Origin of the sequence: Microbacterium sp. NPDC089189, from assembly GCF_040685095.1 — a bacterium.
Taxonomy (GTDB): domain Bacteria; phylum Actinomycetota; class Actinomycetes; order Actinomycetales; family Microbacteriaceae; genus Microbacterium.
The window spans coordinates 1-25,085 of sequence record NZ_JBFBHG010000027.1; the positions used below are offsets into that span (position 1 = coordinate 1).

The following is a 25,085-nucleotide window of genomic DNA, read 5'->3' on the forward strand; positions in this document are numbered from 1 at the left end:
GGGTGCGCCGCCGGGCGCACCCCGCTTTCGCGACGAGCGGGCAGGTTACTTGCGGCCGATGACCTGGCGGGCGACGATCTCGCGCATGATCTCGTTGGTGCCGCCGTAGATGCGGTGGACGCGGGCGTCGACATAGGCGCGCGCCACCGGATACTCGAGGATGTAGCCGTACCCGCCGTGCAGCTGCACCGCGGCGTCGAGCACCTCCCACTCGCGCTCCGTCGACCAGAACTTGAGCTTCGCGGCCTCTTCGGGCGTGAGCTTCTGCTCGCCGTACAGCGCGATCGCCCGGTCGACGTACGCCCACAGCACATCGACCGTGGTCGCCATGTCGGCCAGCGTGAAACGCGTGTTCTGGAAGTCGGCGACGGCCTGGCCGAACGCCTCACGGCTCTTCGTGTACTCCAGGGTCCAGATGAGTCCCGCCTCGGCCGCCGCAGCCGCAGCCACACCGATCGACAGCCGCTCCAGCGGCAGGTTGCGCATGAGCTGCACGAACCCGTGCCCGGGCTCGCCGCCGATGAGGTTGGCGTCGGGGACGAAGACGTCGGTGAACGAGAGCTCGGCGGTGTCGTGGCCCGAGAAGCCCATCTTGTGCAGCGTCTTGCCGTGGTCGAAGCCGTCCATCCCGTTCTCGATGAGCACGAGACTGAAGGCGTCGGGACGGTTGCCCTCGCCCGTCTTCACGAACGTCACGATGACATCGGCGGTCTTGCCCGACGAGATGAACGTCTTCGCGCCGTTCACGATCCACCCGCCGTCGACCTTCTTCGCCACGGTCGTGATGCCGCGCAGATCGCTGCCCGCCCCCGGCTCCGTCATGGCGAGCGCGCCGAGCACCTCGCCCGTGGCCATGCCCGGCAGCCACTTCTGCTGCTGCTCGGGGGTGCCGAAGTGCGCGAGGTACGGAACGGCCAGATCGTCCTGGATGCCGAAGGCACCGGCGAGCGACCCGAGACCGGCCTTGATGACCTCCTCGTTGACGACCGCGCGGAAGCGGTAGTCCTGCAGCATCCCGGCGCCGCCGAACTCCTCGGGCACCGAGAGGCCGAGGATGCCGGCGTCTCCCGCCGCGCGCATCGTGGCCCGATCGATCTCGCCCGCCGCATCCCACTGCTCGCGCTTCTCGTTCGTTCCGTAGCGCTTGATGAACTCGATGACGATGTCGCGGAACGCCTCGTGGTCCTCGTCGTAGATGTCGCGCTCCATGTGCGCCGTCCCTCCTCGATCCAGGTTCTGATGGAGCGACGGGCGTCTCTGCACGGGGTGCGAGGCGTCGTCGCCTGGTCCGATCCTAAGACGGCGGTACGTGTCCGGCGCGGATGGATGTGGAATCGCATCCCGCAGGAAGTGGAACCGAGTGCCGGGCTTGGAGGATGCCTCCATCGGGCCCCCAGCGGGCCGCCACCGGCCCCGTCGCGGGTCAGTCGCCCGAGGTCTTCTCGGGCGACGACGCGTCGGCGTTCATGCGGAAGAACGAGGAACGGTAGTCGTCGCGCGCGATGAAGACGACGTTGATGTCGCCCACCTGACGCCCGAAGGTCTCGCTCTGCACGTCGTCGTCGGTGACGCGCCGCACCGAGTACGAGGCCTCCGCCGCGTCGGGGTAGCCGTCGGCGACCACGGTCGCCTCGACGACGGGCCAGAGCGCTGCCCAGTCCACATCCGCGAGGGCGAACTGCTGGGCGGCGAGCTGCGGCTGCACAGGAACCGGTCCCGAGTGCGTGACGGCGCCGTCGCGGTAGGTCCAGCGATCGGCGTTCTTCTCGCCGGCGACGACGGGCGCTTCGACGACCACCAGGTCGGCGCTCACGCTGACGCTGTAGACCTGATCGTGTCCGGCCTCGGCCGAGATCGCCCCCAGGGCCGTGTCGATCGACTCCGGCTCGCGCAGGTCCGGCCGCACGTACCCCTGGCCGGAGACCACCGACTGGGCCACCGCGCCCGCGTGCGGCAGCACCACGACCGCCGCCGCTGCGAGCCCCGCCAGCAGGAAGAGGACGATGCGCAGAGGGCGACCGCGGCGCCCCACACCGATGATGCTGCGCCGTCGCATGCCCTTCATGGCGACGGTGCCCGGCTCGGGCACGAGGATGTCGCCCGCCGTCGCGGCGGAGGGCACGACGACGCCGGCGAAGGACTCCCCGCGGGGATCATCGTCGATGAGCGCGACCTCGGGGCCGTCATCGGTCAGCCGCAGCGCCGCGCGCAGCGTGCCGGGCTGCACGCGCGGGATGTCGATGAGCGCGACGATCGCACGGATGCGGGTGCGGAAGGCGGGGCCCGACACGGGCTGCACCGTCGCCTCGATCTCGCAGACGGGCTGATCGTTGATCTGCGTGCCGGTCTGCGTCAGCGCGTCGATGCGGACGAGCGCGTACCGCCCCGCGGCGCGCGCCGCGGCGATATCGGCGGGGGTGGGAAGCGCGATTCCGCGCAGGCTCCGGCCGATCATCAGCAGCACGAGCGAGGCGACGGCCACCGTCGCGCCCGCGATCAGCGCCCACACACCCGCCGCGGGTGGGCCGGCGAGCTGGACGATCAGGCCCCCGAGGATCAGACCCGCACCGACGAAGAAGAGCAGGCGGATCATGCCTCGATCGTATCGAGGGGTTCCCGCGCGCCCGCGCCGCCTGTGGACAGCGCGCGCGGCGGCCCGGGCGGGATCACCCCGCGTAGTCGGGCGCGGCGGGGAGGCCGAAGAACTCCTCCAGGGTGTGCCAGCCGCCGGCGTGATAGGCGCGGGCGAGCTCGGGGCCCAGGTAGCGCAGGTGCCAGGGCTCGGCCTCGTAGCCGGTGATGGGCGTGTAGCCCTCTTCGTACCGCACGATGAAACCGAACTGCCAGCTGTTCTCGGCCACCCACTGCCCCTCGGGCGATGCGCCGAAGTCGTCGAGCGTTCCGCATCCGTTCGAGCAGGGCATGAGATCCATGGTGATGCCGAGCTGGTGCTCGCTGAACCCGGGTCGCGCGCTCGAGACGTCGGCCTCGGCCTGACCGCCGCGCGCCACGTTCTCCTGGTACGTCGTGACCTGGGTGCCATACGACCGGTACCCGCTCAGCTGACCGATCTCGCCGACGTCGGCCTGCTCGATCGCGGCGGCCATCGCCTGCAGCGCCTCGGCGGCGTCCTGGCGGAGGATGCCGGCGTTGAACGTCGTGAGGCCCTTCACGTCGACCAGGTTCTGCGGCTCGTACTCGATCGGATCGAGCGGTCGCTGCTTGTTGACTACGACCCAGCGGCGCGCAGGATCCGACAGCGAGACGCAGGGCGCCGCCCCGGCCACGACCGCCTCGCGGAAGACCGTGCCGCCGCCCGCCGCCACGACCACGGCCTCGTCGTCACCGGCAGCCACGGCCGCCGCGACCGCGGGGTCGTCGCAGATCGAGGGTGCGGCCGCGGCCGTCGTGAACTGCGGGGCCGGCAGGCTCTGGGCGAGCGCGGGGCCCGCGGGCGGCGCGACCGCCGTGGTCTCGCGGGCGCCGCCGAGAAGCGCCGACACCCAGAGCACCCCGACGAGCAACGCCAGGACGGCGCCGACCGCGAACAGCCGTCGCCGACGGAGCCGCTCGGACGCAGCACGCGTGGCGCGCCTCGTCGAGAGCGTCTCGGGCGACGCGGTCGAAGTCACGTCTCCATTGTCACCGACCGCGCCCTCATCCGGATGCAGGCCTCCGGTGATGTACGAGAAACACGTGGGGCATCTTGACGCAGTCTCGTAACTTTGTTCTACTGAACGCATGCGATGGAACGGGCAGCGAGTGGGCGAGGAGGATGCCGCCGCGCTGCCGGGGATGGAGCGTCTCGAAGGACTCGTGCGCTCGGTGACCACGCCGGAGTTCGCGGGGATGACCTTCCACGAGGTCGCCGCGCGCTCCGCGCTCAACCACGTGCCGGGCTCGTCGGCGATGCCCTTCGACTGGACGGTGAACCCCTACCGCGGCTGCAGCCACGCCTGCGTGTACTGCTTCGCCCGCGGCACCCACACCTACCTCGATCTGGATGCGGGCCGCGACTTCGATTCGCAGGTCATCGTCAAGGTCAACATCGCCGAGGTGCTGCAGCGCGAGCTGACGCGCAGCACGTGGGGTCGCGAGCACGTCGCGCTCGGCACGAACACCGACCCGTATCAGCGCGCCGAGGGTCGCTACCGCCTCATGCCGGGGGTGATCGACGCCCTCGCCGGCTCGGGCACCCCGTTCTCGGTGCTGACGAAGGGCACTCTGCTGCGCCGCGATCTGCCGCTGCTGCGCGCGGCGCGCGCCGAGGTCCCGGTGTCGATCGCGATGTCGATCGCGATCTTCGACGACGAGCTGCAGAAGGCGATCGAGCCCGGCACCCCGTCGGCGCAGGCACGGCTCGACACGGTGCGCGCGGCGACGGAGGCCGGCTTCCGCGTGACCGTCTTCCTCATGCCGATCCTGCCGCACCTCACGGATTCGATTCCGGCGCTCGACGACGCGCTCCGACGCATCCGCGCCGCCGGCGCGGTACGGGTCGTCTACGGGGCGCTGCACCTGCGACCGGGCGTCAAGCCCTGGTTCATGGGCTGGCTGCGGCGCGCACATCCCGAGCTCGTGTCGAGCTATCTGGGACTCTTCCCCGGCGCCTCCGCCACGGCTCCGAAGGCGTACCGGCAATGGTTGGCGCGCCGCGTGCGTCCGTTGCTGCGCGCGCACGGCCTCGACGGACGCGACGAGGAGGAGCCGGTGCGCGCACGCCCGGTGTCGCGCGCGGCGGCGGCCGCCGCGGTGCGCACCACCGGGCCCCTCGCGGCCGCGACGGCGGTGCGGCTGTTCTGACCGCGGAACGCGCATCGCCCCGGACCGAGCGGATGCTCGAGCCGGGGCGATGCGGGATGGTACGGGTCAGCCGGTGACGTCGGCGAGCTGGCGCCCGGCGACTTCCTCGATCACGTCGTCGCCGACACGCACTTCTTCGAAGGGCGCGTCGATCTCGGCACGGTCGAGGAGTTCGGTCATCCGACGACGGCGCTGACGCGTGATCAAGGTCACGACCGTCCCGGCGCGGCCGGCGCGGCCGGTGCGGCCGGCGCGGTGCAGGTACGTCTTGTACTCGTCGGGAGCGTCGGCCTGAACCACCAGGTCGATGTCGTCGACGTGGATGCCGCGGGCTGCGACATCCGTGGCCACGAGCACGCTCACCTTGCCGTCGGTCAGACGCTGGAGGTTGCGCGTGCGCTTGGCCTGGTTCAGGTCGCCGTGCAGCGCGACCGCGGCGATGCCGGCGTCCTCGAAGCTCTCGACGAGCATCTCGGCGAACGCACGGGTGCGCGAGAAGACGAGCGTCTTGCCGTCACGGTCCACGAGCGATGCGAGCATCTCGGACTTGTCGCGGTGGTCGATCACGAACACGCGGTGATCGATCGTGCTGCTCTCCTGGGTCTCCCCGGCCACCTCGTAGACGGCGGGGTTCACCAGGAACTCGTCGACGAGCGCGGCGACCTCACGGTCGAGCGTCGCCGAGAACAGCAGCTTCTGGCTGCCCTCGGCGGTGCGACGCAGGATGCGCTGCACCGGCTCCGCGAAGCCCAGCTCCGCCATGTGGTCGGCCTCGTCGAGCACCGCGACCTGCACGTCGGACAGATCGAGCTTGCCCTGGTTGAGCAGGTCTTCGATACGACCCGGGGTGCCGATGACGATGTCGACGCCCTTCTTGAGCGCGCCCACCTGGCGGGCCTGCGGCACACCGCCGTAGACCTGGGTGGTGAAGAGGCCGACGCTGCGCGCGATGGGCTGCACCGTGCGGTCGATCTGCAGTGCGAGCTCGCGCGTCGGGGCGAGGATCAGGGCCTTGGGCGACCGGCCGAACTCGCGCTTCGTGCCGGCCTGCGCGCGCAGGATCCGCTCGACGAGCGGGGCGCCGAACGCGATGGTCTTGCCCGAGCCGGTGCGGCCACGGGCGAGCACGTCACGACCTTCGAGGATCGGGGGGATCGTGGCCGCCTGGATCGCGAACGGGCTGGTGGCGCCCATCTCGTCGAGCACGCGGACGATGTTCTGCCCGATGCCGAGGTCGCCGAATCCCTGACCGTCGACGGCCGCGGCCGCGACGGCCTGCGCCTCGAGACGCTCGTGCACGACGTCGACGTGCTGCTCGTGCGCCTTCGCCGCGGTGCCGGTCCAGTCGGAACGGCCGGGTGCGTCGGTGCGACGCGCGGGGCGCTCGGAGCGCGCCGGACGGTCGTCGAATGAACGAGCCGGACGATCGTTCGAGCGCGCCGGACGGTCGCCGAACGACCGCGCGGGGCGATCGTTCGAACGGGCCGGACGGTCGTCGAACGAACGACGGGGACGGTCATCCGAACGCGCCGGACGGTCGTTGAACGACCGCGCGGGGCGCTCGTTCGAACGAGCGGGACGATCGTCGTACGAACGCGCGGGCCGGTCGTCGTACGAACGCGCCGGACGGTCGCCGAAGGAACGGGCGGGCCGGTCGTTCGAACGGGCCGGACGGTCGTCGAACGAACGACGGGGACGGTCATCCGAACGCGCCGCACGGTCGTTGAACGAACGCGCGGGGCGATCGTTCGCACGAGCGGGACGATCGTCGTACGAACGCGCGGGCCGATCGTCGTACGAACGCGCCGGACGGTCGCCGAAGGAACGGGCGGGCCGGTCGTTCGAACGGGCCGGACGGTCGTCGAACGAACGACGGGGACGCTCATCCGAACGCGCGGGACGGTCGCCGAACGACCGCGCGTCGCGGCTGTGCGTGCGGATGCCGCGGGCTTCGTCGCGGCCGGCGCGCTCCTGCGCGTTCCAGCGGCGCTTGGGAGCGGCGCCCTCGGTCTCGGCGGGACGGTGTCCGCGGTGACCGGGGCTCTTCGAGCCGGCCGTTCCGGCCGACGCCTCACCCGGACGACGCTTGCGGTCCTGGAACGAGGTTCCGGCGCCGTAGCGCGGCTCGAAGTTCTTCGCGGCGCGACCGCCGGCGGGCTTCTTGTTCTTGGGCATGGTGATCTTCCTGGGTTCTCTCACACGAGAACAGCGCTGCGCGCGCACGCGCAGACAGACCCGGACATCCGTCGGCCGGGGGCCATTTTCGATGGTGGTCATGCTCGCCGATCGGCGCTCACCATCGGCCCCCAAGGACTCACAAACCCATCCGCAGACAATCGCGGGGTCCGGAGCCGACGGTCCAGTGTATCCCCGCCGGCTGAGAAGACCCCGGGCACGTCCTACGCTGGTGCGATGAGCGCCGATCCCACCGGTTTCCGTCACGTCCTCACCTCCGACGCCGGGTCGGCCGAGATCACCGAGGTCGGGGCGTCGTTGCGGGCGCTGCGCATCGGCGAGGTCGACCTCGTCCCCCGCTATCGCGACGGCATCCCCGCGCCCGCCGCATCCGGCGTCGTGCTCGTGCCCTGGCCGAACCGCGTGCGCGACGGACGGTGGGATGACGACGGCACGGTCCGCCAGCTGGCCATCTCGGAGCCTGCGCTCGGCAACGCCTCGCACGGCTTGCTGCGCTTCACGCCCTATCGCGCGGTCGAGACCACGCCGGGCGCCGTGACGCTCGCCGCCGAGGTGTTCCCGCAGACGGGCTATCCGTACCACCTGGACACGCGGGTGACCTACGCGCTCACGGCGGACGGGCTCGCCGTGACGCACGTGATCACGAACATCGGCGCGGAGACCGCCCCCGTCGCGCTCGGCACCCATCCGTACCTGTGCGTCTCCGACACGCCGACGGCCGACCTTCTGCTCGAAGTCGATGCCGAGACCTGGATCCGCACCGACGAACGCAATCTGCCGGTCGCGGCGGAGCCCGTCGACGCCGCGCACGACCTCCGCACACCGCGGCGCGTGGGCGATGTCACGCTCGACACCGCGTACACCGGCATCCGCGCGGGCGCCGACGGACGCATCCGCGGGATCCTCCACTGCCCCGACGGGCGGCGGCTCGAACTCTGGGCGGGCGCCGGATTCACGCACCTGCAGGTCTTCACGACCGATCGTTACCCCGGGCACGAGCTCGCCGTCGCGATCGAGCCGATGACCGCGCCGGCCGACGCGCTGAACTCCGGAATCGATCTGCGCCGACTCGCTCCGGGCGAGTCCTGGGAGCTGTCCTGGGGCATCTCGCTCATCGGCTGAGCACCCCCGTGCGCGGCCACGCGTGACTCCCCGAGTCACGCAGTAACACCGCGCGCCTTCCGCGTTAATCTCCGGCGGATATCGTTGCCACAGCGGCATCCGCCGCCGTGTCGGGACGCGGTCCCGGTACTCGCCATCCGGTGCGTGAACAGGGGTACAGCGGCAACACCGGTTGGATTCGGTGTCCGTCTGGGTGGAGGGTACCCCCAACATGCTTCTTGCTGTCTCTTCTTCTGCTTTCTCGATCCGTCCGGCGCACCCGCGCCCCACGCCGCCGCGCGACCGGGGACTCCGTGTCGCCCTGTCGGCGCTGCTGGCGGCCGAGGCCATGCCGCTCGCGCTGCTGGTGCTCGTGATCCTCGTGGTCGGCATCAGCATCTCGGTGGTCACCACGACAGATCAGCAGTGGTGGCTGCTGCACTTCAGCCGACTCGGCACCTTCCAGAACGCGTCCGGTGCGTTCTTCAACGGGTCGCTCATCGTCGGCGGCAGCGCCGTCGTGCTCTTCGCCCGCGCCGCGGCACGCGCGCTGCGGGCGCTCGAGGGGACCCATGTGCGCCGCGGGACGGGCCGCACCGCCCGTGTCCTGTTCTCGGTGATCGGGGTCAACCTGGCACTCGTCGGATGCGTGCCGCTCACGCTCAACCACTTCGTGCACGACAACGTGGCCGCGGCCATGGTGCTCGGCTTCGCCGGGCTGCTGGTCACGAGTCCGTTCATGATGCACCGGATGCCGCGGCGCCTCCTCGGCGCCACCGGGCTGGTCTTCGTCTTCCTGTTCGCGGGCGCGTGGGTGTTCGTCGCCGGGACGATCAACCTGGCCCTGTTCGAAGTCATCGCCTTCGGTGCGATGTTCGGCTGGTCCGGTGTCTTCCTGAGCGCACTGACCGCCTGCGCGACCCGCGCCGAGGCGGCACGAGCGGCTGCTGCACAGACGGCTGCTGTCGCGCACGAGACCGCCCCCGCCGACCGGCCCGCCCTCGCGACGGCGGGTGCCGCCGTCCGTCAGGTCGCTGCGGCGCCCGCACGCGCGACGACACCCGAACCGGCCATGGCCGCCGAGCGCATCGCCGTGACGGCCCCGGAGCCGACGACCCCGGAGCCGGGCGCCGCGCCGATCGCGTGCCGACCCGTCACACGGCCGAGCCGTGCCGCAGTTCTCGGCGCGACGTCGGATGCCCGTCGCCGGGCGTCGGGGCGTCGGTTGCGCCCGGCGCATCGCCCGGATCCCCGTCGTTCGTCCCGCGGCGTGCGGCACGTCTCTCCTTCGCACCCTCGGCCAGGTTGTAGAGCGTCGGCAGCACCAGGAGCGTCAAGACGGTGGAGGACACCAGACCGCCGATGACCACGATCGCGAGCGGCTGCGAGATGAAGCCGCCGTGGCCGGTGATGCCCAACGCCATCGGCGTCAGGGCGAAGATGGTCGCCAGCGCGGTCATGAGGATCGGCCGGAGGCGTCTCGACCCGCCGGCGATCGTCGCCTCGTAGGTGCTCAGCCCCTTCTCGCGATACTGATTCACGAGGTCGACGAGCACGATGGCGTTGGTCACCACGATGCCGATGAGCATGATCACGCCGATGAGCGAGGCGATGCCCAGCGGAACGCCGCTCACGACCTGCAACAGCACCGCCCCGGTGGCCGCGAACGGCACCGAGATCAGCAGCCACAGCGGCTGGCGCAGCGAGCGGAACGTCGCCACCATGATGACGTAGACGATCAGGATGGCCGCGAGCATGGCCAGACCCAGCTGTGCGAAGCCCTGCTGCTGCTGGGTGAGCACGCCGCCCACCTCGGCGTCGGCGCCCTGCGGCAGATCGGTCGCCTCGAGCGCGGCGGTCACCGCCGCCGATGCGGCGGTGAGGTCGTCGGATGCGGGCGACACCGTGACGGTGGCCGTGCGCTGACCACGCTGCGTCGTGATGGAGGTCGGCCCCTCGGTCTGATCGATGCTCGCGAGCTCGTCGAGTCGCACGGGACCCGCGGCGGTCGGGATGGTCAGCGCCCGCAGCTCGTCGATGCTCACCGGCTCCGACGGCGCCGCGAGGTAGACGGTGACCGCGGTCTCGTCGATCTCGATGGATCCGATCTGGCGCGGCTGCATCGTGTTCGAGACGAGCGCACCGACGGCGACCTCCGACAGGCCCCGTTCGGCGGCGGCGTCCCGGTCGACCACGACCGCGATGTAGGGCAGTGAGGCCGAGAGGTTGCTCGTGACCTGGCTGACGCCGTCCTGCGTCTCGAGCGCGGCCACGACCGCGTCGGTGGCGTCGGCCAGCGTCGCGCCGTCGGGCGCCGTGACGTCGACCTCGATGTCACTCGATCCGAAGCCTCCGCCCGAGGCGGCGACCGTGAGCGTGCCGACGTCATCGAGGTCGGCGACCGCGCTCTGCACGTCGGCGCGCACGGTGGCTTGATCGGCGTCGGTGTCGGTCGTGATCGAGTAGGTGATGCCCGCGCCGCCGCCGCTGAACGCGTCGCGGAGCGCCGAGCCGCTCGATCCGATCGAGACCTGGATCGTCTCGACGCCGGGGACGTCGGCCAACGCCTCCTCCACGCGCTGCGCGGCCGCATCCTCGGCGTCCAGGCTCGCCGCCGGGCCGAGCTCCTGCGTGACCGTGAGGGTGTTCTGCCCGCTGTCACCCAGGAAGTTGATCTTCATGAACGGGATGAGGGCGATCGTCCCGCCCAGGACGAGGACTGCGAGGAGCAATGTCGCGACACTGTGGTTCAGGGTCCACCGGAGCGCGGGCAGGTACGCCTTCTGCAGCCGGCTCGGCGGAGCGGCCGGGTCTTCGGGGTCGATGACCGTGCCGTGCTCGTCGACCACGGGCTTGCCGGGACGCAGGAACCAGTAGGCCAGGACCGGCACGATCGTGAGCGAGACCACGAGCGAGGCGATCATCGCGATCGTGACGGTGAGCGCGAACGGGCGGAACAGCTCGCCGGTCAGATCGCCCACGAAGGCGATCGGCAGGAATACCGCCACCGAGGTGAGCGTCGACGCGGTGATCGCGGTCGCGACCTCGCGCACGGCGAGCAGGATCGCCGTGCGTTTGTCGGCCCCCTCGACGTAGTGCCGTTTGATGTTCTCGATGACGACGATCGAGTCGTCCACCACGCGCCCGATCGCGATCGTCAGCGCACCGAGCGTCAGGATGTTGAGCGAGTAGCCGAAGGCCTGGATGCCGACGAAGGTGAGCAGAACGCTCGTCGGGATCGAGATCGCGGTCACGAGGGTGGAGCGCACCGACATCAGGAAGATGAGGATCACGATCACCGCGAAGGCGAGGCCGAGCAGTCCCTCTTCGGCCAGCGCCGCGATCGACTGCTCGATGAACGGCGCCTGGTCGAAGACGACCGTGAACGTGGCGCCCGAGAGCGCGTCCTCGAGGCCGGGCAGGGCCGCCAGGACGCCCCGGGACACATCCACCGTGTTGGCCGAGGGGAGCTTGGTCACCGCGATCGTGAGCGCGGGCTGTCCGTCGACCCGCGAGATCGAGGTCACCGGGTCCGGCCCCTCGACGACCGTCGCCACATCGCCGATGGTCACGAGCCCGGCGCCGGCCTGAGCGGCGTCGGAGGGGACGAGGGGAAGCGCTGCCAGTTCCTCGACCGAGGTGAGCTTCGATCCCGTCTGCACGGTCAGGGTCTGATCACCCTCGGTGATCTCGCCGCCCGGGAAGAGCACGCCGTTGGCGTCGAGCGCGTCGGTGATCGCCTGCTGCGTGAACCCGCGTTCCGCGAGCTGCGCCTGATCGGGCGTCACGGTGACCCGCTGGCCGGTGCCGCCGACGATCTGCGCCGCGTTGACGCCCTCGACGTCTTCGAGCTCGGGCACGACGCTCGCCTCGAGCGCCGCCTGCGCGGTCTCCGCGTCGTCGAAACCGGTGACCGCGAGCTGGATGACGGGGAAGTCGTCGATGCTGGCCGAGATCACGGTGGGCACCACATCCGTCGGCAACTGCGACTCGATGCGGTTGATCGCCTGCAGGATCTTCTGCTCGGCGGTGGCCAGATCGGTGCCGTAGGTGAACGACGCCTGGATGATCGACGCGTTCGTGGTGCTCGTCGCGGTGGTCGACTCCAGGCCCGGAACGCCCTGGATGGCCGACTCGATCGGCGTCGACACGTCGTTGTTGACGACGTCGGGGGAAGCGCCAGGGTAGGTCGAGACGACCGAGAGCACCGGCAGCTCGATGGAGGGGATGAGCTCCTGCTTGAGGTTCGCCAGGGCGAGCCCGCCGAACACGGCGGCCACGATCGTGACCAGCGCGATCAGCGCGCGGTTTCTCAAGCTCAGAACGGCCAGCTGTGACACGGGAGCGCCTTCGTGATGGGCCGGACGGACCCGGCGCTGCGGGGTCGCCGTGACGGCGACGGGATCCTCGGAGGAACCGGGGCCAGTATCGCATGCGTCGCCTGATGATCAGCGGCGCTTGCGCCGGGTCTCAACGGGTGAGAAGCATCCCCAGCGCGAGTCCGCCCGCGGCCGCCGCGACCGCTCCGGCCAGCGTGCCCAGCGTGTTGGCCACCGCCGCCGGGGTGCGGCGCTCCGAGAGCATCACGGCGCTCACCGACGCCACCGTGCTGAACGTCGTGAACCCGCCGAGAAGACCCGTTCCGATGACGGCGAGGACCGCCGCATCCGAGGTCGCCCCCGTGAGGAGACCCAGCGCGAACGATCCCGTCACGTTGACGACGAGGATCCCCCAGGGGAACCGGTCGCCGGTCAGGGCTGACACACCGAGGTCGAGCAGGTAGCGGGCTCCCGCACCCACGCCGCCGGCGAGCGCCACGAGCACGAAGAGGAGGGGGGTCATGCGGCCCTCCGCCATCCGCCCAGCGACAGCCCGCCCACCGCCGCGGCGACGCCGAGGAGCGCCGTCGCGACCGTGACCACGAGGGTCGCGCCGTCGACGGCCTGCACGGCGAAGGTGCTGTAGGTCGTGAAACCGCCCAGCACGCCGGTGCCGATCAGCTGCCGCGCCGCCCCCGCGCGCGGCGACGGGGCACGTCGCGACAGCACACCGGTGAGGAGCCCCAGCAGGAAGGCGCCGACCACGTTGATGACGGGCACGGCGACGGTGGTCCAGCCCGGCGCGTCGATCAACAGCAGCCCTGCGCGCGCCGCCGTGCCGATCGCCCCGCCCAGGACCACGAGGCCCAGCTGCGCGGCGGTGGGGCGGATCGGGGCCGGAGTCACGCCGCCACGTTATCGCTCACTCCCGGAGCAACCGCGCGACAGCCGTCTCGGGCGAGATCGACAGGTCGAGCAGGTTCCCCCGACCGTACGCGCGCCAGACCCGCGGGTCGATGTAGCTGCTGCGCGCGACCGCGGGGGTGTTCCCGAGCTGGGCGGATGCGGCGCGCACCGCTTCGCGCTCGTTGACCTTGCGCGCCCGTGTCGTCTCGGCGTGCCCGAGCCGTGCCAACGCCTCGGCGGCGGCGATCGTTCCGCGCAGGGTGCGGAAGTCCTTGGCGGTGAAGGATCCCCCGGTGAGGGCGCGAATGTAGGCGTTGACTTCGGACGGCGCGAGCGCGATGCGCTTGCGCCCCCGTCGGTAGGCCAGGAGCGTGGCCCGGGGCTTGCCCGCCCGCAGCTGCTCGAGCACCACGGCGAGGTCCTCGTCGTCGATGTCGATGCGGGCGCGCACGCCGCTCTTCGCCGGGAACTCGAGGTGCACGACACCCGCCTCGATCTGCGCGTCGCGGCGCTGCAGCGTGGTGAGCCCGCGCCCCCCGCCGCGCTTCAGGTACGCACGGGATCCGATCCGGAGCGCACCCGCATCCAGCAGCCGGAAGGCGGCGGCGAGCACCGTGTCGCGGGAGTCCTCGCCCTGGCGGAGCGCGGTGGTCACGCGCCCCCGCGCACGGGGCAGCGCCTCGGCGAGGGCGAGCGCACGGGCGTATTTGCCCTTGTCCCTGCCCGCCGACCAGTCGCGGTGGTACAGGTACTGGCGGCGACCGGCGTCGTCGGTGCCCACGGCCTGGATGTGCCCTCGGGCATCCCGGCAGATCCACACGTCGTTCCAGGCCGGCGGGATGACGAGCGCCTCGATGCGGCGCCGGTCGGCGGCCGACACGGCGCGGCCGTTGGGACCCGTGTAGCGGAAGCCCTTACCGGAGCGCGTGCGTTGGATGCCCGTATCCGCGCCCGGGTCGACCCGGGTCAGCTTCGCCACGTCAGTGCTCGCGCAGTGCCGAGATGAGATCGGCCTTGCGCGCGGACGAATACCCGGTGAGGCCGAGTTCCTTGGCGCGGGAGCGCAGCTCCCGGACGGTCCACTCCTCGTAGTCGCCGCTGCGTCCGCCGCGGGCCCCGACCGTGCCGCGACCGTCGCGGGCGGCGGCGTTCGAGATGCGCGCCGCCTTCTCCTTCGAGGCGCCGTCCTCGCGGAGCGCCTCGTAGAGCTCGGGATCCTTCAGGCTGTTCGCCCCGCGTCCGTCCGGCATGGTGCCGCCCTCCTCGTAGCCCGCCGCGCGCGGGTGTCCGATCTCGACGTTAGGCCGCGCGCCGGATGCCGGACGGCGGGTTGACACCGGCGACCACGCGCCGTTACGCGCTATCACCGTAGGAGGAGAACCGTCAAGCCCCCGGCGCCATCACCCAGGGAAGTGGGAGCGTTGTGCTGTGCCTACGAGGCATCCGGATGTCGATGCGATCTCCCCACAGACGTCCGGCAAGAGCGAGGAGAATCGCATGAACATTGCACTTCTGATCATCATTGTCGTCGCCATCGTTCTGGCGATCATCGGTGGTATCGGCCAGGGCCTGGAGTTTCTGCTCTGGACGGCCATCATCATCGGCCTGATCGCGCTGATCGCCTTCCTGATCCGAGTGGTCCGGGGAAACAGCCGCGCCTGAGACCAGAAAGAGGGGCGCACCACTCGCGTGGTGCGCCCCTCTTTCTGCGTTCACAGCCGGAGATCCGCGTAGCGGTGCAGCGCGTCGCAGACGAAACGCGCTCCGACCTCTCCGCCGTAGACCGCGGCGAAGCGGTCGTCGGCGACGTACAGATCACCGAGTCCGCGCAGGTAGCCCGCGGTGTCCCCGCCCTCCGCGGATGCGGGGGTGCCCGGGATCGCCGTGAGCCACCGCACGTGCCGCTCGGCCAGCGCCTGCGCCTCCGGGCCGTCCACCGGGATGCCGCGCTCCGCCGCGTCGATCCACGCCCGGGCGAGCGCGGAGGCGTGCCCCTGCCAGTCGGCCGCGGCACCCGCATCCATCGACGTCCACCACTCGTGCGATCGGGCGTCGGCCGTGGCACCCCATCGCTCCACCACCTCGGCGCGGTGCGCCGTGTGGTCGAATCCGTCGAACATGGTCTCTGCCATCAGTTCTCCTCCTTCTGTCAGCGTCGCGAGCGTGGCCTCGACCGAGGCGATCCGTCGCACGAGGCGGTCCTGTTCATCGCGCAGCCAGCCCAGATGGGCGGCGAGCGCCTGTTCCTCCGACCTCTCCCGGTCGAGGACGGCGGCGATGTCCGACAGCGCCAGCCCCAGTTCGCGCAGCAGCAGGATCCGCTGCAGGCGCACGAGAGCGCGATCGTCGTAGTGGCGGAGTCCGCCGCGCCCCACGCGGCTGGCCTGCAGGAGCCCGATGTCGCCGTAGTGGCGCAGCGTCCTGCTGGTCGTCCCGGTCAGCCGGGCGATCTCCTGGATCGACCACTCCATGTCTGCTCCTCCGCCCCGTCCTCGTCGCGTCTCCGACCGTAGGCGTTGACGTCGCGTCAACGTCAAGTGCATCGCGGCGCGGACTCGATAGCGTGGCGGACATGACCGATGCACGCGAGGATGCGACCGCCCCGTTCCGCGACGCCAACCGCCGGAACTGGGACGACCGTGCGGAACTGCACGCGGCCCGCGACGGCTCCGGGTACGACGTCGCCCGGTACATCACCGACCGCGCGGCGCTCTCGGACGTCGTCCGCTTCGATCGCGCGCGCCTCGGCGATGTCGCGGGCCTGCGGGTCGCGCACCTGCAGTGCCACATCGGAACCGACACGCTCTCGCTCGCGCGTCTGGGCGCGGAGGTCGTCGGACTGGATTTCTCGGAGCGCTCCATCGAGGAGGCTCGGCGCCTGGTCGCGGAGACCGGCGATACCGTCTCGTTCGTCCGCGCCGATGTGCGGGATGCGGCGCAGGTCCTGCCCGCGGGAGGCTTCGACCTCGTCTACACCGGGATCGGCGCGCTCTGCTGGCTTCCCGCCATCCACGATTGGGCCCAGACGGTCGCAGCCCTCCTCGCTCCCGGCGGCACCCTGTTCGTGCGCGAGGCCCACCCCATCCTGTGGGCGATGGATGAGACCCTCGACGACGATCTGCATCTGCGGTACTCCTACTTCGAGCGCGACGAGCCGCTGGCCTGGGACGACGACAGCTCGTACGTCCCCACTTCGCGTCCGTTGACGGCCACGAAGACCTACGAGTGGAACCACTCGCTCGGCGAGATCGTCACCGCACTGCTCGAGGCGGGGCTGGTGCTCACGACACTCGTCGAGCACGACAGCGTGCCGTGGAACGCCCTGCCCGGCCAGATGACCGACCGCGGCGACGGCGAATGGGCGCTGTCCGGAGACCGCGCCGGGGTGGCCCCGCTGAGTTACACGATCCGGGCGAGCAAGCCCGCCTGATCCGCGCACGGCGCGCACTCCGCGTCGGACTCTCTGCCATTTCGAGATATATCGTGTTACTCTCACGGCAACGCGATATATCTCGACCTCGACCTAGGAGACCGACATGGCACCCGAGAAGTGGCTCATCCAACCCGGCGAGACCCGGGTGATCGACCTGGAGGACATCCGCACCCTCAAGATCGGGCTCGTCGGAGGTGAGATCGATCTCGTGGCGCACGACGACCCCGGCGCGCGCATCGAGATCCACAGCGTCACGACCAAGCCGCTGCGCATCTCGGCCGAGGACGGCGCGGTCGAGATCGACCACCCGCAGTTGCGGTGGGACAACTTCCTCGAGGTGTTCCGCAACTTCGGCTCCGGAGGCCCCAAGGCCGAGATCAGCGTGGCCGTCCCGCGCGACGTCGCCGTCACGCTGGGCGTCGTCAGCGCCAGCGCGCTCGTCTCGGGACTCGCGACGGACGCGCGCGTCAACACCGTCTCCGGCGACGTGATCGTCGACGGGCTCACCGGAGCCCTCACCGTCAACGCCGTGTCGGGCGACGTCCAGGCCCGCGGCCTCGTGGGCCCGCTCAGCGCCAACAGCGTGTCGGGCGACGTCGCGGCGTCGGGCGAGATCACCAAGGCGACGGTGGACATCGTGTCGGGCGCCCTCCTCATCGACGCGATGGGGCCCGTGCACCAGATCGGCGTCAACACGGTCTCCGGCGACACCACCATCCGCCTCGACGCCCCCGTTCCCGCCAACTACGTCGTCCGCAGCGTCAGCGGACGCATCCAGATCGACGGCGTCGTGCACTCCGGTCGCGGCACCGGCCTCACCACCAACTACACCGGGTCGACGGGTGAGCTCAGCGGCAGCTTCGTCGACGTCCGGGCCAACTCGGTCTCGGGCGACGTGACGGTCGTGCGCCGCACCCCCGTCGAGCCCGCCTTCTCCGAGGAGCTGTAATGACCCCCGTCTTCTCCCACGGCGACCTGCGCCTGTACCTGCTGAGCCTGCTCGACGAGGCCCCGCGGCACGGGTACGACCTCATGCAGGCCCTGTCGGATCGCACCGGCGGCACGTACACCCCCAGTGCCGGCACCATCTACCCGCGGCTGTCGAAGCTCGAGGAAGAGGGTCTGGTCACGAAGTCGGTCGACGGACGCAAGACCGTCTATGCGATCACCGAGGACGGACGCGCCGAAGTGGCCGCACGCACCGGCGAGCTGGAGGGCATCGAGTCCGACCTCGCCGACTCCGTCCGCCTCATCGCGCAGGAGGTGCGCGGCAACGTGCGCGAGGCGATGAAGAGCCTGCGCGCAGACCTCGCCGCCGCCGCACGCGCCGACCGCGACGCCCCACCCCCGCCGCCGGCCGACGACGAGCGCACCGAGACGCGCGAGCTCGTGCGCCGCGCGGACGGCGTCATCACGCAGTTCCGCACGCAGGTCCGCGCGGATCTGCGCACCCACGTGGCCCACGGGGGAACGCTGTCGACGAGTCTGGTCGATGCTCTCGAACGAGCGCTCGACGATGCCGCACGCGAGGTGACGCGCGCCCTTCGCGACGACTGAGGGTCACTCCACCCAGGGATCGCCGGCGGGGATCGGTGTCTGCGACGGCACGACCAGCACCGACCGATGCTGCCGGTGGGCGAGGCGCGCGGCGACCGACCCCGTGAAGAACTCGCGGAGCGTCTCGCCGAGCCCTCGCCGCCGGGTGCCGACGACGATCACGGCGGCATCGACCTCATCCGCCAGATCCTTCAGCGCCGTGGCGGGATCCCCGATGAGCGCCCGCACGCTCCATGCGATCTCGGCACCGTCGAGGGCGGTCGCCGCCGCTCGGTGAACCGCGTCCAGGCCCGCGGCGCGTGCGACCGGAGCACCCGGTGCACTGTGGGAGACGCCGTCGGGATCGGATGCGGCGACGAACTGCGTGACGTCGACGTGGGCCACGACCAGCGGCCGGTCGAACAGCGCCGCGTAGCGCGCCGCCTCGGCCCAGACGTGGGCCGGCAGATCCGGGACGGCTCCGAGGACGACCGGTCCATCGCCTGGCAGACTCATAGCCCCTCCGAGGGTGGCGGCGCGGCGATCACCGGGAGCCACCGTGTTATTCTGGATGCTACTCTTACCGGCTCCGCGCCGGAAACGTGGATGCGATGGGCGCGAGCTGCAGCCCTTAGCCGTCAGAACATGAGGGGGTCTCGCATGGGGCGTGGCCGTCAGAAGGCGAAGCACACCAAGATCGCCCGCGAGCTGAAGTCTTTCAGCCCATCGGTGAACTACGCCGCACTGGAACGCGAGCTCGGACACCCGAGCGACGAGAACGAATACGTCGACAAGTGGGCCGACGAGTATTCGGACGAAGACGAGGACGAAGACACCCTCGAAAGCGCCCGCTGACGTTCGGCGTTCCCGCCTTCGGCATCCCGGAGCGAGAACGCCGCTGTCGCCTCGCCTGCGTCACCACGTTCCGTGGCGACGCTCCCACTCCTCTTCCACCGTGCGCCGTCGTGATGCGACGATGCCCGCGGGGATGGCGACCAGAGCGAGTCCGGCGAGCAGTGCGATCGGCACCGTCCATCCTCCGGTGACGGTGTGGATGATGCCGACCGCGAACGGGAACAGCGCGGCGATCGCGTAGCCGACGCTCTGCACCACACCGCTCAACGCCACCGCGGCGTCGTGCGTGCGCGTGCGGAGGCTCAGCAGCACGAGCACGACGGGGAAGAGCAGCGGGCAGACGCCGAGCAGCGCCACCCACAGCCACGTCGCCGTGCCGGGCAGGAACAGAAGCCCCATCGACCCGCCCAGGCCGCCCATGACGGCGACGGCGAACAGCACCGGCACACCGCGGCGGAACCGCGTGATGACGAGCGGCACCGCGAGGGAGCACGGCAGACCCATCACGGCGAAGAGCGAGAGCAGCGCGCCGGCCTGTGCGCCGGTCACCCCGGCGGTGTCGACGAGGATGAGCGGCAGCCAGGCGAAGGCGGTGTACGCCGTACCCGAGGTGACCGCGAAGCCGCAGATCAACGCCCAGGTCATCGGGAGCCCCCACATCCGCCGCAGGACCCGGCCCGACGTCCGCGCAGGGTCCTCGGCGCGGACGTCGCCCCCGCGTCCGAGCACGAGCCACGGCACCACGGCCAGCACGCCGAACACCGCCCAGATGCCGAGGGAGACCCGCCAGTCGGTGGCCTCGGCCACCGGCACGGCGATCAGGGGCGGCACGAACGTCGCGAGCGCCATCGTCGTCGTGAACACCGTCGTCATGAGGCCGATGCGGTCGGGGAAGTAGCGCTTCACCAACGGCGGCAGCAGCACGTTTCCCACACCGACCGCCGCGAACACCAGCACCGTCGCGAGCAGGAGCATCAGTGCGTCGCCCGCCAGCGCGCGGCCGAACAGGCCGAGGGCCGCCACGGCGATCGCCGCCGGCACGAGGCGGCGAAGACCCACTCGGGCCTCGAGCGCGGGCGTCACGATGCCGAACACCGCGTAGCAGACCGGCGGGGCGGTGCCGATGAGGCCCACGAGGCTCGGAGAGAGCGGGAAGTCCCGCCCGATCTGATCGATGACCGGCGACAGTGAGGCCACGGCCGTGCGCAGCGAGAACGCGAACAGCACGATGCCGAGCACGGCGAGCGCCGCAGCACCCCGGCTGCGGCCGACCGCCGTCACGACGTCTGGGTGCCCTCGACCCAGGCCAGATACTCGTCCGACACGGTTCCCGTCACGTAGTTGCCGTCGAAGCAGCTCATGTCGAGCTCGGTGATGTCGGAACCCTCGAGGATCGCGGCCTTCAGGTCCTCGACCTCCTGGTAGACCATGTAGTCGGCGCCGAGCTCCGTCGCGATCTCGGGGATCGTGCGACCGTGGGCGACGAGCTCGTGACGCGACGGCATGTTGATGCCGTACACGTGCGGGTAGCGCACCGGCGGCGCGGCCGAGGCGAAGATCACGGATGCGGCGCCCGCATCCCGCGCCATCTGGATGATCTCCTTGCTGGTGGTCCCGCGCACGATCGAGTCGTCGATGAGCAGCACGTTCTTGCCCTTGAACTCGCTCGACATCGCGTTGAGCTTCTGGCGCACGCTCTTCTTGCGTACCGCCTGCCCGGGCATGATGAACGTCCGGCCGACGTAGCGGTTCTTGTAGAAGCCCTCGCGGTACTCGATGCCGAGCTTGCGGGCCACCTGCATCGCCGCGGGACGCGCCGAGTCGGGGATGGGCATGACCACGTCGATCGACTCGACCGGGGTGTGCTTGGCGATCGTGTCGGCCAGGCGCTCCCCCATCCGAAGACGGGACTCGTACACCGCGATGCCGTTCATGACCGAGTCGGGACGCGCGAGGTAGACGTACTCGAACGAGCACGGGGCCAGGGTCGTCTCGCTCGCGCACTGGCGGGAGTGCAGCGTGCCGTCGAGGGTGATGAAGATGACCTCGCCCGGGGCGACGTCGCGGACGATGTCGAATCCGCCGTTCTCGAGCACGAGCGACTCGGAGGTCACGACCCACTCCTCGTGACCGTTCGCCGCGCGGCGCACACCGAGGATGAGCGGGCGGATGCCGAACGGGTCGCGGAAGGCGAGGAGCCCGTAGCCCGCGATGAGCGCGATGGCCGCGTACGACCCCTCGACGCGGTCGTGCACGCGCCCGACGGCGCGGAACACCTGCTCGGGATCGAGGTCGGGGCCGGGGATCTCGGCCTGCAGCTCATTGGCGAGCACGTTGACGAGCAGCTCGGTGTCGGAGCTCGTGTTGAGGTGCCGGCGGTCCTTCGAGAAGAGCTCCTTCGTGAGCTCTCGCGTGTTCGTCAGGTTGCCGTTGTGCACCAGCACGATGCCATACGGCGCGTTGACGTAGAAGGGCTGCGCCTCTTCCTCGTTCGAGGCCGTGCCCTTGGTCGCGTAGCGCACGTGACCGAGGCCGATCTCACCCAGGAGAGCCCGCATGTCGCGGGTGCGGAAGGCCTCGCGCACCTGCCCCTTCGCCTTGGCGATGTGGAAGATCCCGCTGCCCTCGGCGGTGGCGATGCCGGTCGAGTCCTGCCCGCGGTGCTGCAGGAGCAGGAGCGAGTCGTAGATGTCCTGGTTGACGGGGCCTTGACCCGCCATGCCGACGATGCCGCACATGGGGTGTTACTTCGCTCCGTCTCGCGCCGCGTCGGCGTAGGTTCCCACGAGGCGCACGGCGCCGCCGTCGACGCCCTTGGCGCCCTGTTCGAAGTCGCCGGCCGGGCGTGCGCCGTCACCGACGACGCCCACCTGCCACGCGTCGATGCCGTGGCGTGCGAGCACGGCGGATGCCGCATCGACCCGGGAAGCGGCGATGACGGCGAAGAAGCCGACACCCAGGTTCCACGTTCCCTCGGTGTCGGGCAGGGCGAGACCGCCGAGGTCGGCGAGCACGCGGAAGACCGGCGCGGGCGACCACGTGGACCGGTCGACATCCACCCACGTGCCCTGCGGCAGGACGCGGGCCAGGTTCGCGGCGATCCCGCCGCCGGTCACGTGGCTGAGACTGTGGACGTCGGCGCCGAGCTCGTCGATGAGCGCGAGGACGGGCGTCGTGTACAGGCGGGTCGGCTCGAGGAGCGCCTCGCCCCACGTGGTGCCGAAGTCGGCGGCCTGGTCGCCGTACTGGATGCCGGCGCCCGCGACGATGTGACGCACGAGCGAGTAGCCGTTCGAGTGCAGACCGCTCGAGGCGATGGCGACGACGGCATCGCCCGCGCGCACGCGGTCGGCGCCCAGCATCCGGTCGGCCTCGACGACGCCGGTCGCCGCTCCCGCGACGTCGTAGTCGTTCACGCCGAGCAGACCCGGGTGCTCGGCGGTCTCGCCGCCGACGAGGGCGGTGCCCGTGGCCTCACAGCCCTCGGCGATGCCCTTGACGATCGCGGCGATGCGCTCGGGGACGACCTTGCCGCACGCGATGTAGTCGGTCATGAAGAGCGGCTTCGCCCCCACGACCACGATGTCGTCGACGACCATGCCCACCAGGTCCTGGCCGATCGTGTCGTGCTTGTCGATGGCCTGCGCGATCGCGACCTTCGTGCCGACCCCGTCGGTGCTGGACGCGAGCAGCGGACGCGTGTAGCCGAGCAGCGCGGAGGCGTCGAAGAGTCCGGCGAAACCGCCCACACCGCCCAGGACCTCGGGTCCGTGGGTGCGGCGCACGGCCGACTTCATCAGTTCGACGGCCAGATCGCCCGCGGCGGTGTCAACGCCCGCGGCGGCGTAGGGATCGGGAGCCACCCGATAAGAGTACCGGGCGCGGAGCCCGCCCGGGCGCGGGGTGGTGGTCGGCGGCGAGGTCGGTGCTGAGCGGCGGAGCGCGACGGGGCTGGCGCGCGTGGTCGGCCGCGAGCGGAGGAGATCGAGCGAGCGGAGGGCCGAAAACCCCTATCCCGTCCTCCCTTCGCCGGATCTCCTCCGCCGGGTGCGGGTTCCACCGGCATCGGCGGGGCGGCGAGGTGCCGGGCGGGGCGGCGATCTGTCCTCCCCCGGCAGCTCCGAGTGCGTTCGTGTCCACCGATGCCGGTGAGACGGCCCGAGCGGATGCCGCGCGCCCGACGCTGTGGTGATGTCCCTTCGACGCGTGGCGAGCCGCATCCCGCCCCTCCTCGCCTTCGTGCGCGCCGAGGGAGGCGTCGTGCGCAGCATGCGCCTGCGCCTGGTGGGCTTCTCCGCCGCGACCGTCGCGGAGGCCGTGGCGCAGGGCGCGCTCATCCGCATCCGGCGCCGGTGGGTGGCGGTTCCCGATGCCGATCCCGAGCTGCGCCTGGCCGCGGAGCGCGGCGTCGTGCTCTCCTGCGTCACGGCGGCGCGGCGACTCGGGCTGTGGGTGCTGAGCGAGGACGGCACCCACGTGGCCGCGCATCCCCACGCCGGCCGGGTGCATGGGGCCGCTCTCACCGTGCATCGCGCCGCCGCTCTCGTTCCTCGCAGCCCCGACGCCCTGACGGACCCCCTCGAGAACATGCTCGCAGTGGTCGCAGTCTGCCAGCCGCACGACGCCGCGCTCGCCGTGTTCGACTCCGCCCTACGCGCACCGGGCTTCGACCGGCTGGCGTTCGAGCGACTCGACCTGCCGGGCCGCGCCCGCGAGATCCTCGCCGAGGCGCATCCATTCTCCGATTCGGGCTTGGAGAGCCTCGTCGTTCCGCGCCTGCGGTGGATGCGGGTGCGCATCGTGCCGCAGGCCTGGATCGCCGGACACCGCGTGGACTTCCTCATCGGTGATCGCCTCGTGCTGCAGATCGACGGCGCGCATCACGTGGGAGCGCAGCGCGACGCCGACATCCGCCACGACGCGCGACTCACCCTCATGGGCTACCACGTGATCCGCGTCGGCTACGCGCAGATCGTGCACGACTGGCCCGCCGTGCAGCACGACATCATGCGCGCCGTGGCGCAGGGACTCCACCGCGCCGCCTGAGCACCCGCATCCCCGCCCCCGGCACACGACACCGGCTGCGCGCGTTGCCGCCGAGCGGAGGAGATCGAGCGGCGGGAGGACCGGAACACCGGATTCCATCCTCCGCAGCGTGGATCTCCTCCGCTCGGCGGCGCAGACGCGGCACCCTCGACGGCGCAGATGGTGCACACGCGGCACCCTCGACGGCGCAGCCGGGCACGCGGGGCCGGGCCGGGCACGAGGGGCCGGGCGGGCACGGGGGATGCGGGGGCTCCCCTACACTGACGCCATGCACAGCGCCGACGGGCCGCAGTGGGTGGTCCGCGAAGACGCGGGCGCCGCGGTTCTCGCCGCCCTGTATCTGCGGCAGGTGCTGGGGGTGCGTCATCCCGAGGGGCTGCCGGGGCTCCGAGGAGTCGAGTCGACGGCCGTCCCGGCGGATGAGGCGATCGAGCGCCAGTGGGAGCAGCTCTGGGGCATGACGGTCGAGCCCCTGGCGCATCGGTCCGACATTCCGCTCGAGCTGGTCGAGGGGTTCGACACGCTGCTGGCTCTTCCCATCGAGGGCGCGGCCGAGCTGCGCGCAGCCGCCGTGCCGCACGCGGCCGCGGCCATCGCCTTCGCCCGGTCGGTGCACACCACGCACGCCGCGCGGTCGGGACCGGGCGCGTCGTACCGTGCCTACGCCAGCGCGATCGCGGCGCACGAGCGCCAGGTAGGACGCCGGGCGCACTCGTTCGAGCTGAACGTGCAGGTGCTGCCGCTGGCGCAACGGGGACTGTGGTGGATCGGCTCGATCACGGTCGCGGTGACCGACGGCCTCCGGGGCGACGTCGTGGCCTTCGACTCGGCGATTCAGCCGATCATCGCCGAACTGTCCTGAACCGGCAGACGCCTGCAGCGCGCCCGTG

Annotated in this window: 23 protein-coding genes; 9 read left to right on the forward strand and 14 right to left on the reverse strand. The window is 71.2% G+C overall.

The window, feature by feature from the left end; all coding sequences use genetic code 11:
- Nucleotides 1-45: 45 nt before the first annotated feature.
- The 3 genes from AB0N73_RS13900 to AB0N73_RS13910 all read right to left on the reverse strand — a co-directional run bounded on the left by AB0N73_RS13900 (nt 46) and on the right by AB0N73_RS13910 (nt 3,632).
- Nucleotides 46-1,209 (reverse strand): acyl-CoA dehydrogenase family protein, encoded by a 1,164-nt coding sequence (locus tag AB0N73_RS13900; protein WP_363564464.1) that lies wholly within the window; start codon nt 1,207-1,209, stop codon nt 46-48.
- A 214-nt stretch (nt 1,210-1,423) separates the two neighbouring features.
- Entirely contained in the window at nt 1,424-2,593 is a 1,170-nt protein-coding gene (locus tag AB0N73_RS13905) for a hypothetical protein (RefSeq protein ID WP_363564466.1), read from the reverse strand.
- Between the two features lie 73 nt (nt 2,594-2,666).
- A complete protein-coding gene (locus AB0N73_RS13910) occupies nt 2,667-3,632 on the reverse strand; it encodes a M15 family metallopeptidase (protein ID WP_363564468.1) in 966 nt (321 codons plus the stop codon).
- Between the two features lie 109 nt (nt 3,633-3,741).
- Between AB0N73_RS13910 and AB0N73_RS13915 the strand changes: the two genes are divergently transcribed.
- Complete coding sequence (locus AB0N73_RS13915) at nt 3,742-4,803, forward strand: Rv2578c family radical SAM protein (protein WP_363564470.1); 1,062 nt, start codon at nt 3,742-3,744, stop codon at nt 4,801-4,803.
- 66 nt (nt 4,804-4,869) lie between these two features.
- Here AB0N73_RS13915 and AB0N73_RS13920 read toward each other — a convergent pair whose 3' ends face one another.
- Complete coding sequence (locus AB0N73_RS13920) at nt 4,870-6,978, reverse strand: DEAD/DEAH box helicase (protein WP_363564472.1); 2,109 nt, start codon at nt 6,976-6,978, stop codon at nt 4,870-4,872.
- 237 nt (nt 6,979-7,215) lie between these two features.
- Here AB0N73_RS13920 and AB0N73_RS13925 point away from each other — a divergent pair, with 237 nt between their 5' ends.
- On the forward strand, nt 7,216-8,121 hold the full coding sequence (locus AB0N73_RS13925; protein ID WP_363564474.1) for an aldose 1-epimerase family protein: 906 nt from the start codon (nt 7,216-7,218) through the stop codon (nt 8,119-8,121).
- 1,133 nt (nt 8,122-9,254) lie between these two features.
- Here the strand turns inward: AB0N73_RS13925 and AB0N73_RS13930 are convergent.
- The 5 genes from AB0N73_RS13930 to AB0N73_RS13950 all read right to left on the reverse strand — a co-directional run bounded on the left by AB0N73_RS13930 (nt 9,255) and on the right by AB0N73_RS13950 (nt 14,575).
- Nucleotides 9,255-12,440, reverse strand: coding sequence for an efflux RND transporter permease subunit (locus tag AB0N73_RS13930; protein WP_363564476.1), 3,186 nt, complete (start codon nt 12,438-12,440; stop codon nt 9,255-9,257).
- 130 nt (nt 12,441-12,570) lie between these two features.
- Nucleotides 12,571-12,942, reverse strand: a complete 372-nt coding sequence (locus AB0N73_RS13935) for a CrcB family protein (protein ID WP_363564478.1) — start codon at nt 12,940-12,942, stop codon at nt 12,571-12,573.
- Nucleotides 12,939-13,325 carry a CrcB family protein gene (locus AB0N73_RS13940; RefSeq protein WP_363564480.1) on the reverse strand — a complete coding sequence of 129 codons (387 nt, stop codon included), beginning with the start codon at nt 13,323-13,325 and terminating at the stop codon, nt 12,939-12,941. The genes AB0N73_RS13935 and AB0N73_RS13940 overlap by 4 nt, the downstream gene beginning before the upstream one ends.
- A 16-nt stretch (nt 13,326-13,341) precedes the next feature.
- Nucleotides 13,342-14,304 carry a DNA topoisomerase IB gene (locus tag AB0N73_RS13945; protein WP_363564482.1) on the reverse strand — a complete coding sequence of 321 codons (963 nt, stop codon included), beginning with the start codon at nt 14,302-14,304 and terminating at the stop codon, nt 13,342-13,344.
- Between the two features lies 1 nt (nt 14,305).
- A complete protein-coding gene (locus AB0N73_RS13950; RefSeq protein WP_363564537.1) occupies nt 14,306-14,575 on the reverse strand; it encodes a Rho termination factor N-terminal domain-containing protein in 270 nt (89 codons plus the stop codon).
- A 247-nt stretch (nt 14,576-14,822) separates the two neighbouring features.
- Here AB0N73_RS13950 and AB0N73_RS13955 point away from each other — a divergent pair, with 247 nt between their 5' ends.
- The gene (locus AB0N73_RS13955; RefSeq protein WP_363564484.1) at nt 14,823-14,987 is read left to right on the forward strand and encodes a hypothetical protein; all 165 of its coding nucleotides are present in this window, start codon (nt 14,823-14,825) and stop codon (nt 14,985-14,987) included.
- A gap of 50 nt (nt 14,988-15,037) precedes the next feature.
- Here the strand turns inward: AB0N73_RS13955 and AB0N73_RS13960 are convergent, their stop codons facing one another.
- Nucleotides 15,038-15,796, reverse strand: coding sequence for a MerR family transcriptional regulator (locus AB0N73_RS13960; RefSeq protein WP_363564486.1), 759 nt, complete (start codon nt 15,794-15,796; stop codon nt 15,038-15,040).
- Between the two features lie 101 nt (nt 15,797-15,897).
- On the opposite strand from AB0N73_RS13960, the gene AB0N73_RS13965 reads away from it, so the two are divergent.
- From AB0N73_RS13965 to AB0N73_RS13975, 3 genes are all read left to right on the forward strand, one after another.
- A complete protein-coding gene (locus AB0N73_RS13965; RefSeq protein ID WP_363564488.1) occupies nt 15,898-16,755 on the forward strand; it encodes a class I SAM-dependent methyltransferase in 858 nt (285 codons plus the stop codon).
- 106 nt (nt 16,756-16,861) lie between these two features.
- Nucleotides 16,862-17,707 carry a DUF4097 family beta strand repeat-containing protein gene (locus AB0N73_RS13970; RefSeq protein WP_363564490.1) on the forward strand — a complete coding sequence of 282 codons (846 nt, stop codon included), beginning with the start codon at nt 16,862-16,864 and terminating at the stop codon, nt 17,705-17,707.
- Entirely contained in the window at nt 17,707-18,315 is a 609-nt protein-coding gene (locus AB0N73_RS13975; RefSeq protein ID WP_363564492.1) for a PadR family transcriptional regulator, read from the forward strand. Before AB0N73_RS13970 ends, AB0N73_RS13975 begins: the two co-directional genes overlap by 1 nt.
- Before the next feature lie 3 nt (nt 18,316-18,318).
- On the opposite strand, the gene AB0N73_RS13980 is transcribed toward AB0N73_RS13975, so the two are convergent.
- Nucleotides 18,319-18,810 (reverse strand): universal stress protein, encoded by a 492-nt coding sequence (locus AB0N73_RS13980; RefSeq protein WP_363564494.1) that lies wholly within the window; start codon nt 18,808-18,810, stop codon nt 18,319-18,321.
- Between the two features lie 144 nt (nt 18,811-18,954).
- Between AB0N73_RS13980 and AB0N73_RS13985 the strand changes: the two genes are divergently transcribed.
- Nucleotides 18,955-19,149, forward strand: a complete 195-nt coding sequence (locus AB0N73_RS13985) for a DUF3073 domain-containing protein (RefSeq protein ID WP_363564495.1) — start codon at nt 18,955-18,957, stop codon at nt 19,147-19,149.
- A 60-nt stretch (nt 19,150-19,209) separates the two neighbouring features.
- Here the strand turns inward: AB0N73_RS13985 and AB0N73_RS13990 are convergent, their stop codons facing one another.
- The 3 genes from AB0N73_RS13990 to purM are packed head-to-tail and all read right to left on the reverse strand — an operon-like array spanning nt 19,210 to nt 23,012.
- A complete protein-coding gene (locus AB0N73_RS13990; RefSeq protein ID WP_363564497.1) occupies nt 19,210-20,430 on the reverse strand; it encodes an MFS transporter in 1,221 nt (406 codons plus the stop codon).
- Nucleotides 20,427-21,887 carry an amidophosphoribosyltransferase gene (gene purF / locus AB0N73_RS13995; RefSeq protein ID WP_363564499.1) on the reverse strand — a complete coding sequence of 487 codons (1,461 nt, stop codon included), beginning with the start codon at nt 21,885-21,887 and terminating at the stop codon, nt 20,427-20,429. Before purF ends, AB0N73_RS13990 begins: the two co-directional genes overlap by 4 nt.
- 6 nt (nt 21,888-21,893) lie before the next feature.
- Complete coding sequence (purM, locus tag AB0N73_RS14000) at nt 21,894-23,012, reverse strand: phosphoribosylformylglycinamidine cyclo-ligase (protein WP_363564501.1); 1,119 nt, start codon at nt 23,010-23,012, stop codon at nt 21,894-21,896.
- A gap of 328 nt (nt 23,013-23,340) precedes the next feature.
- Here purM and AB0N73_RS14005 point away from each other — a divergent pair, with 328 nt between their 5' ends.
- Together AB0N73_RS14005 and AB0N73_RS14010 are read left to right on the forward strand one after the other, a co-directional pair.
- Nucleotides 23,341-24,195 carry a DUF559 domain-containing protein gene (locus AB0N73_RS14005; protein WP_363564503.1) on the forward strand — a complete coding sequence of 285 codons (855 nt, stop codon included), beginning with the start codon at nt 23,341-23,343 and terminating at the stop codon, nt 24,193-24,195.
- Between the two features lie 268 nt (nt 24,196-24,463).
- Complete coding sequence (locus AB0N73_RS14010) at nt 24,464-25,057, forward strand: zinc-binding alcohol dehydrogenase (protein WP_363564505.1); 594 nt, start codon at nt 24,464-24,466, stop codon at nt 25,055-25,057.
- Nucleotides 25,058-25,085 lie beyond the last annotated feature (28 nt).

Excerpts from the sequence above, each read along its gene's own strand:
- AB0N73_RS13975 (WP_363564492.1), top strand. The coding sequence starts at position 17,707 with ATGACCCCCGTCTTCTCCCACGGCGACCTGCGCCTGTACCTGCTGAGC.
- AB0N73_RS14005 (WP_363564503.1), top strand. The coding sequence starts at position 23,341 with ATGTCCCTTCGACGCGTGGCGAGCCGCATCCCGCCCCTCCTCGCCTTC.
- AB0N73_RS13915 (WP_363564470.1), top strand. The coding sequence starts at position 3,742 with ATGCGATGGAACGGGCAGCGAGTGGGCGAGGAGGATGCCGCCGCGCTG.
- AB0N73_RS13920 (WP_363564472.1), bottom strand. The coding sequence starts at position 6,978 with ATGCCCAAGAACAAGAAGCCCGCCGGCGGTCGCGCCGCGAAGAACTTC.
- AB0N73_RS13980 (WP_363564494.1), bottom strand. The coding sequence starts at position 18,810 with ATGAGTCTGCCAGGCGATGGACCGGTCGTCCTCGGAGCCGTCCCGGAT.
- AB0N73_RS13985 (WP_363564495.1), top strand. The coding sequence starts at position 18,955 with ATGGGGCGTGGCCGTCAGAAGGCGAAGCACACCAAGATCGCCCGCGAG.
- AB0N73_RS13950 (WP_363564537.1), bottom strand. The coding sequence starts at position 14,575 with ATGCCGGACGGACGCGGGGCGAACAGCCTGAAGGATCCCGAGCTCTAC.
- AB0N73_RS13925 (WP_363564474.1), top strand. The coding sequence starts at position 7,216 with ATGAGCGCCGATCCCACCGGTTTCCGTCACGTCCTCACCTCCGACGCC.
- AB0N73_RS14010 (WP_363564505.1), top strand. The coding sequence starts at position 24,464 with ATGCACAGCGCCGACGGGCCGCAGTGGGTGGTCCGCGAAGACGCGGGC.
- AB0N73_RS13970 (WP_363564490.1), top strand. The coding sequence starts at position 16,862 with ATGGCACCCGAGAAGTGGCTCATCCAACCCGGCGAGACCCGGGTGATC.
- AB0N73_RS13960 (WP_363564486.1), bottom strand. The coding sequence starts at position 15,796 with ATGGAGTGGTCGATCCAGGAGATCGCCCGGCTGACCGGGACGACCAGC.
- AB0N73_RS13965 (WP_363564488.1), top strand. The coding sequence starts at position 15,898 with ATGACCGATGCACGCGAGGATGCGACCGCCCCGTTCCGCGACGCCAAC.
- AB0N73_RS13900 (WP_363564464.1), bottom strand. The coding sequence starts at position 1,209 with ATGGAGCGCGACATCTACGACGAGGACCACGAGGCGTTCCGCGACATC.
- purF (WP_363564499.1), bottom strand. The coding sequence starts at position 21,887 with ATGTGCGGCATCGTCGGCATGGCGGGTCAAGGCCCCGTCAACCAGGAC.
- AB0N73_RS13955 (WP_363564484.1), top strand. The coding sequence starts at position 14,823 with ATGAACATTGCACTTCTGATCATCATTGTCGTCGCCATCGTTCTGGCG.
- AB0N73_RS13935 (WP_363564478.1), bottom strand. The coding sequence starts at position 12,942 with ATGACCCCCCTCCTCTTCGTGCTCGTGGCGCTCGCCGGCGGCGTGGGT.
- AB0N73_RS13905 (WP_363564466.1), bottom strand. The coding sequence starts at position 2,593 with ATGATCCGCCTGCTCTTCTTCGTCGGTGCGGGTCTGATCCTCGGGGGC.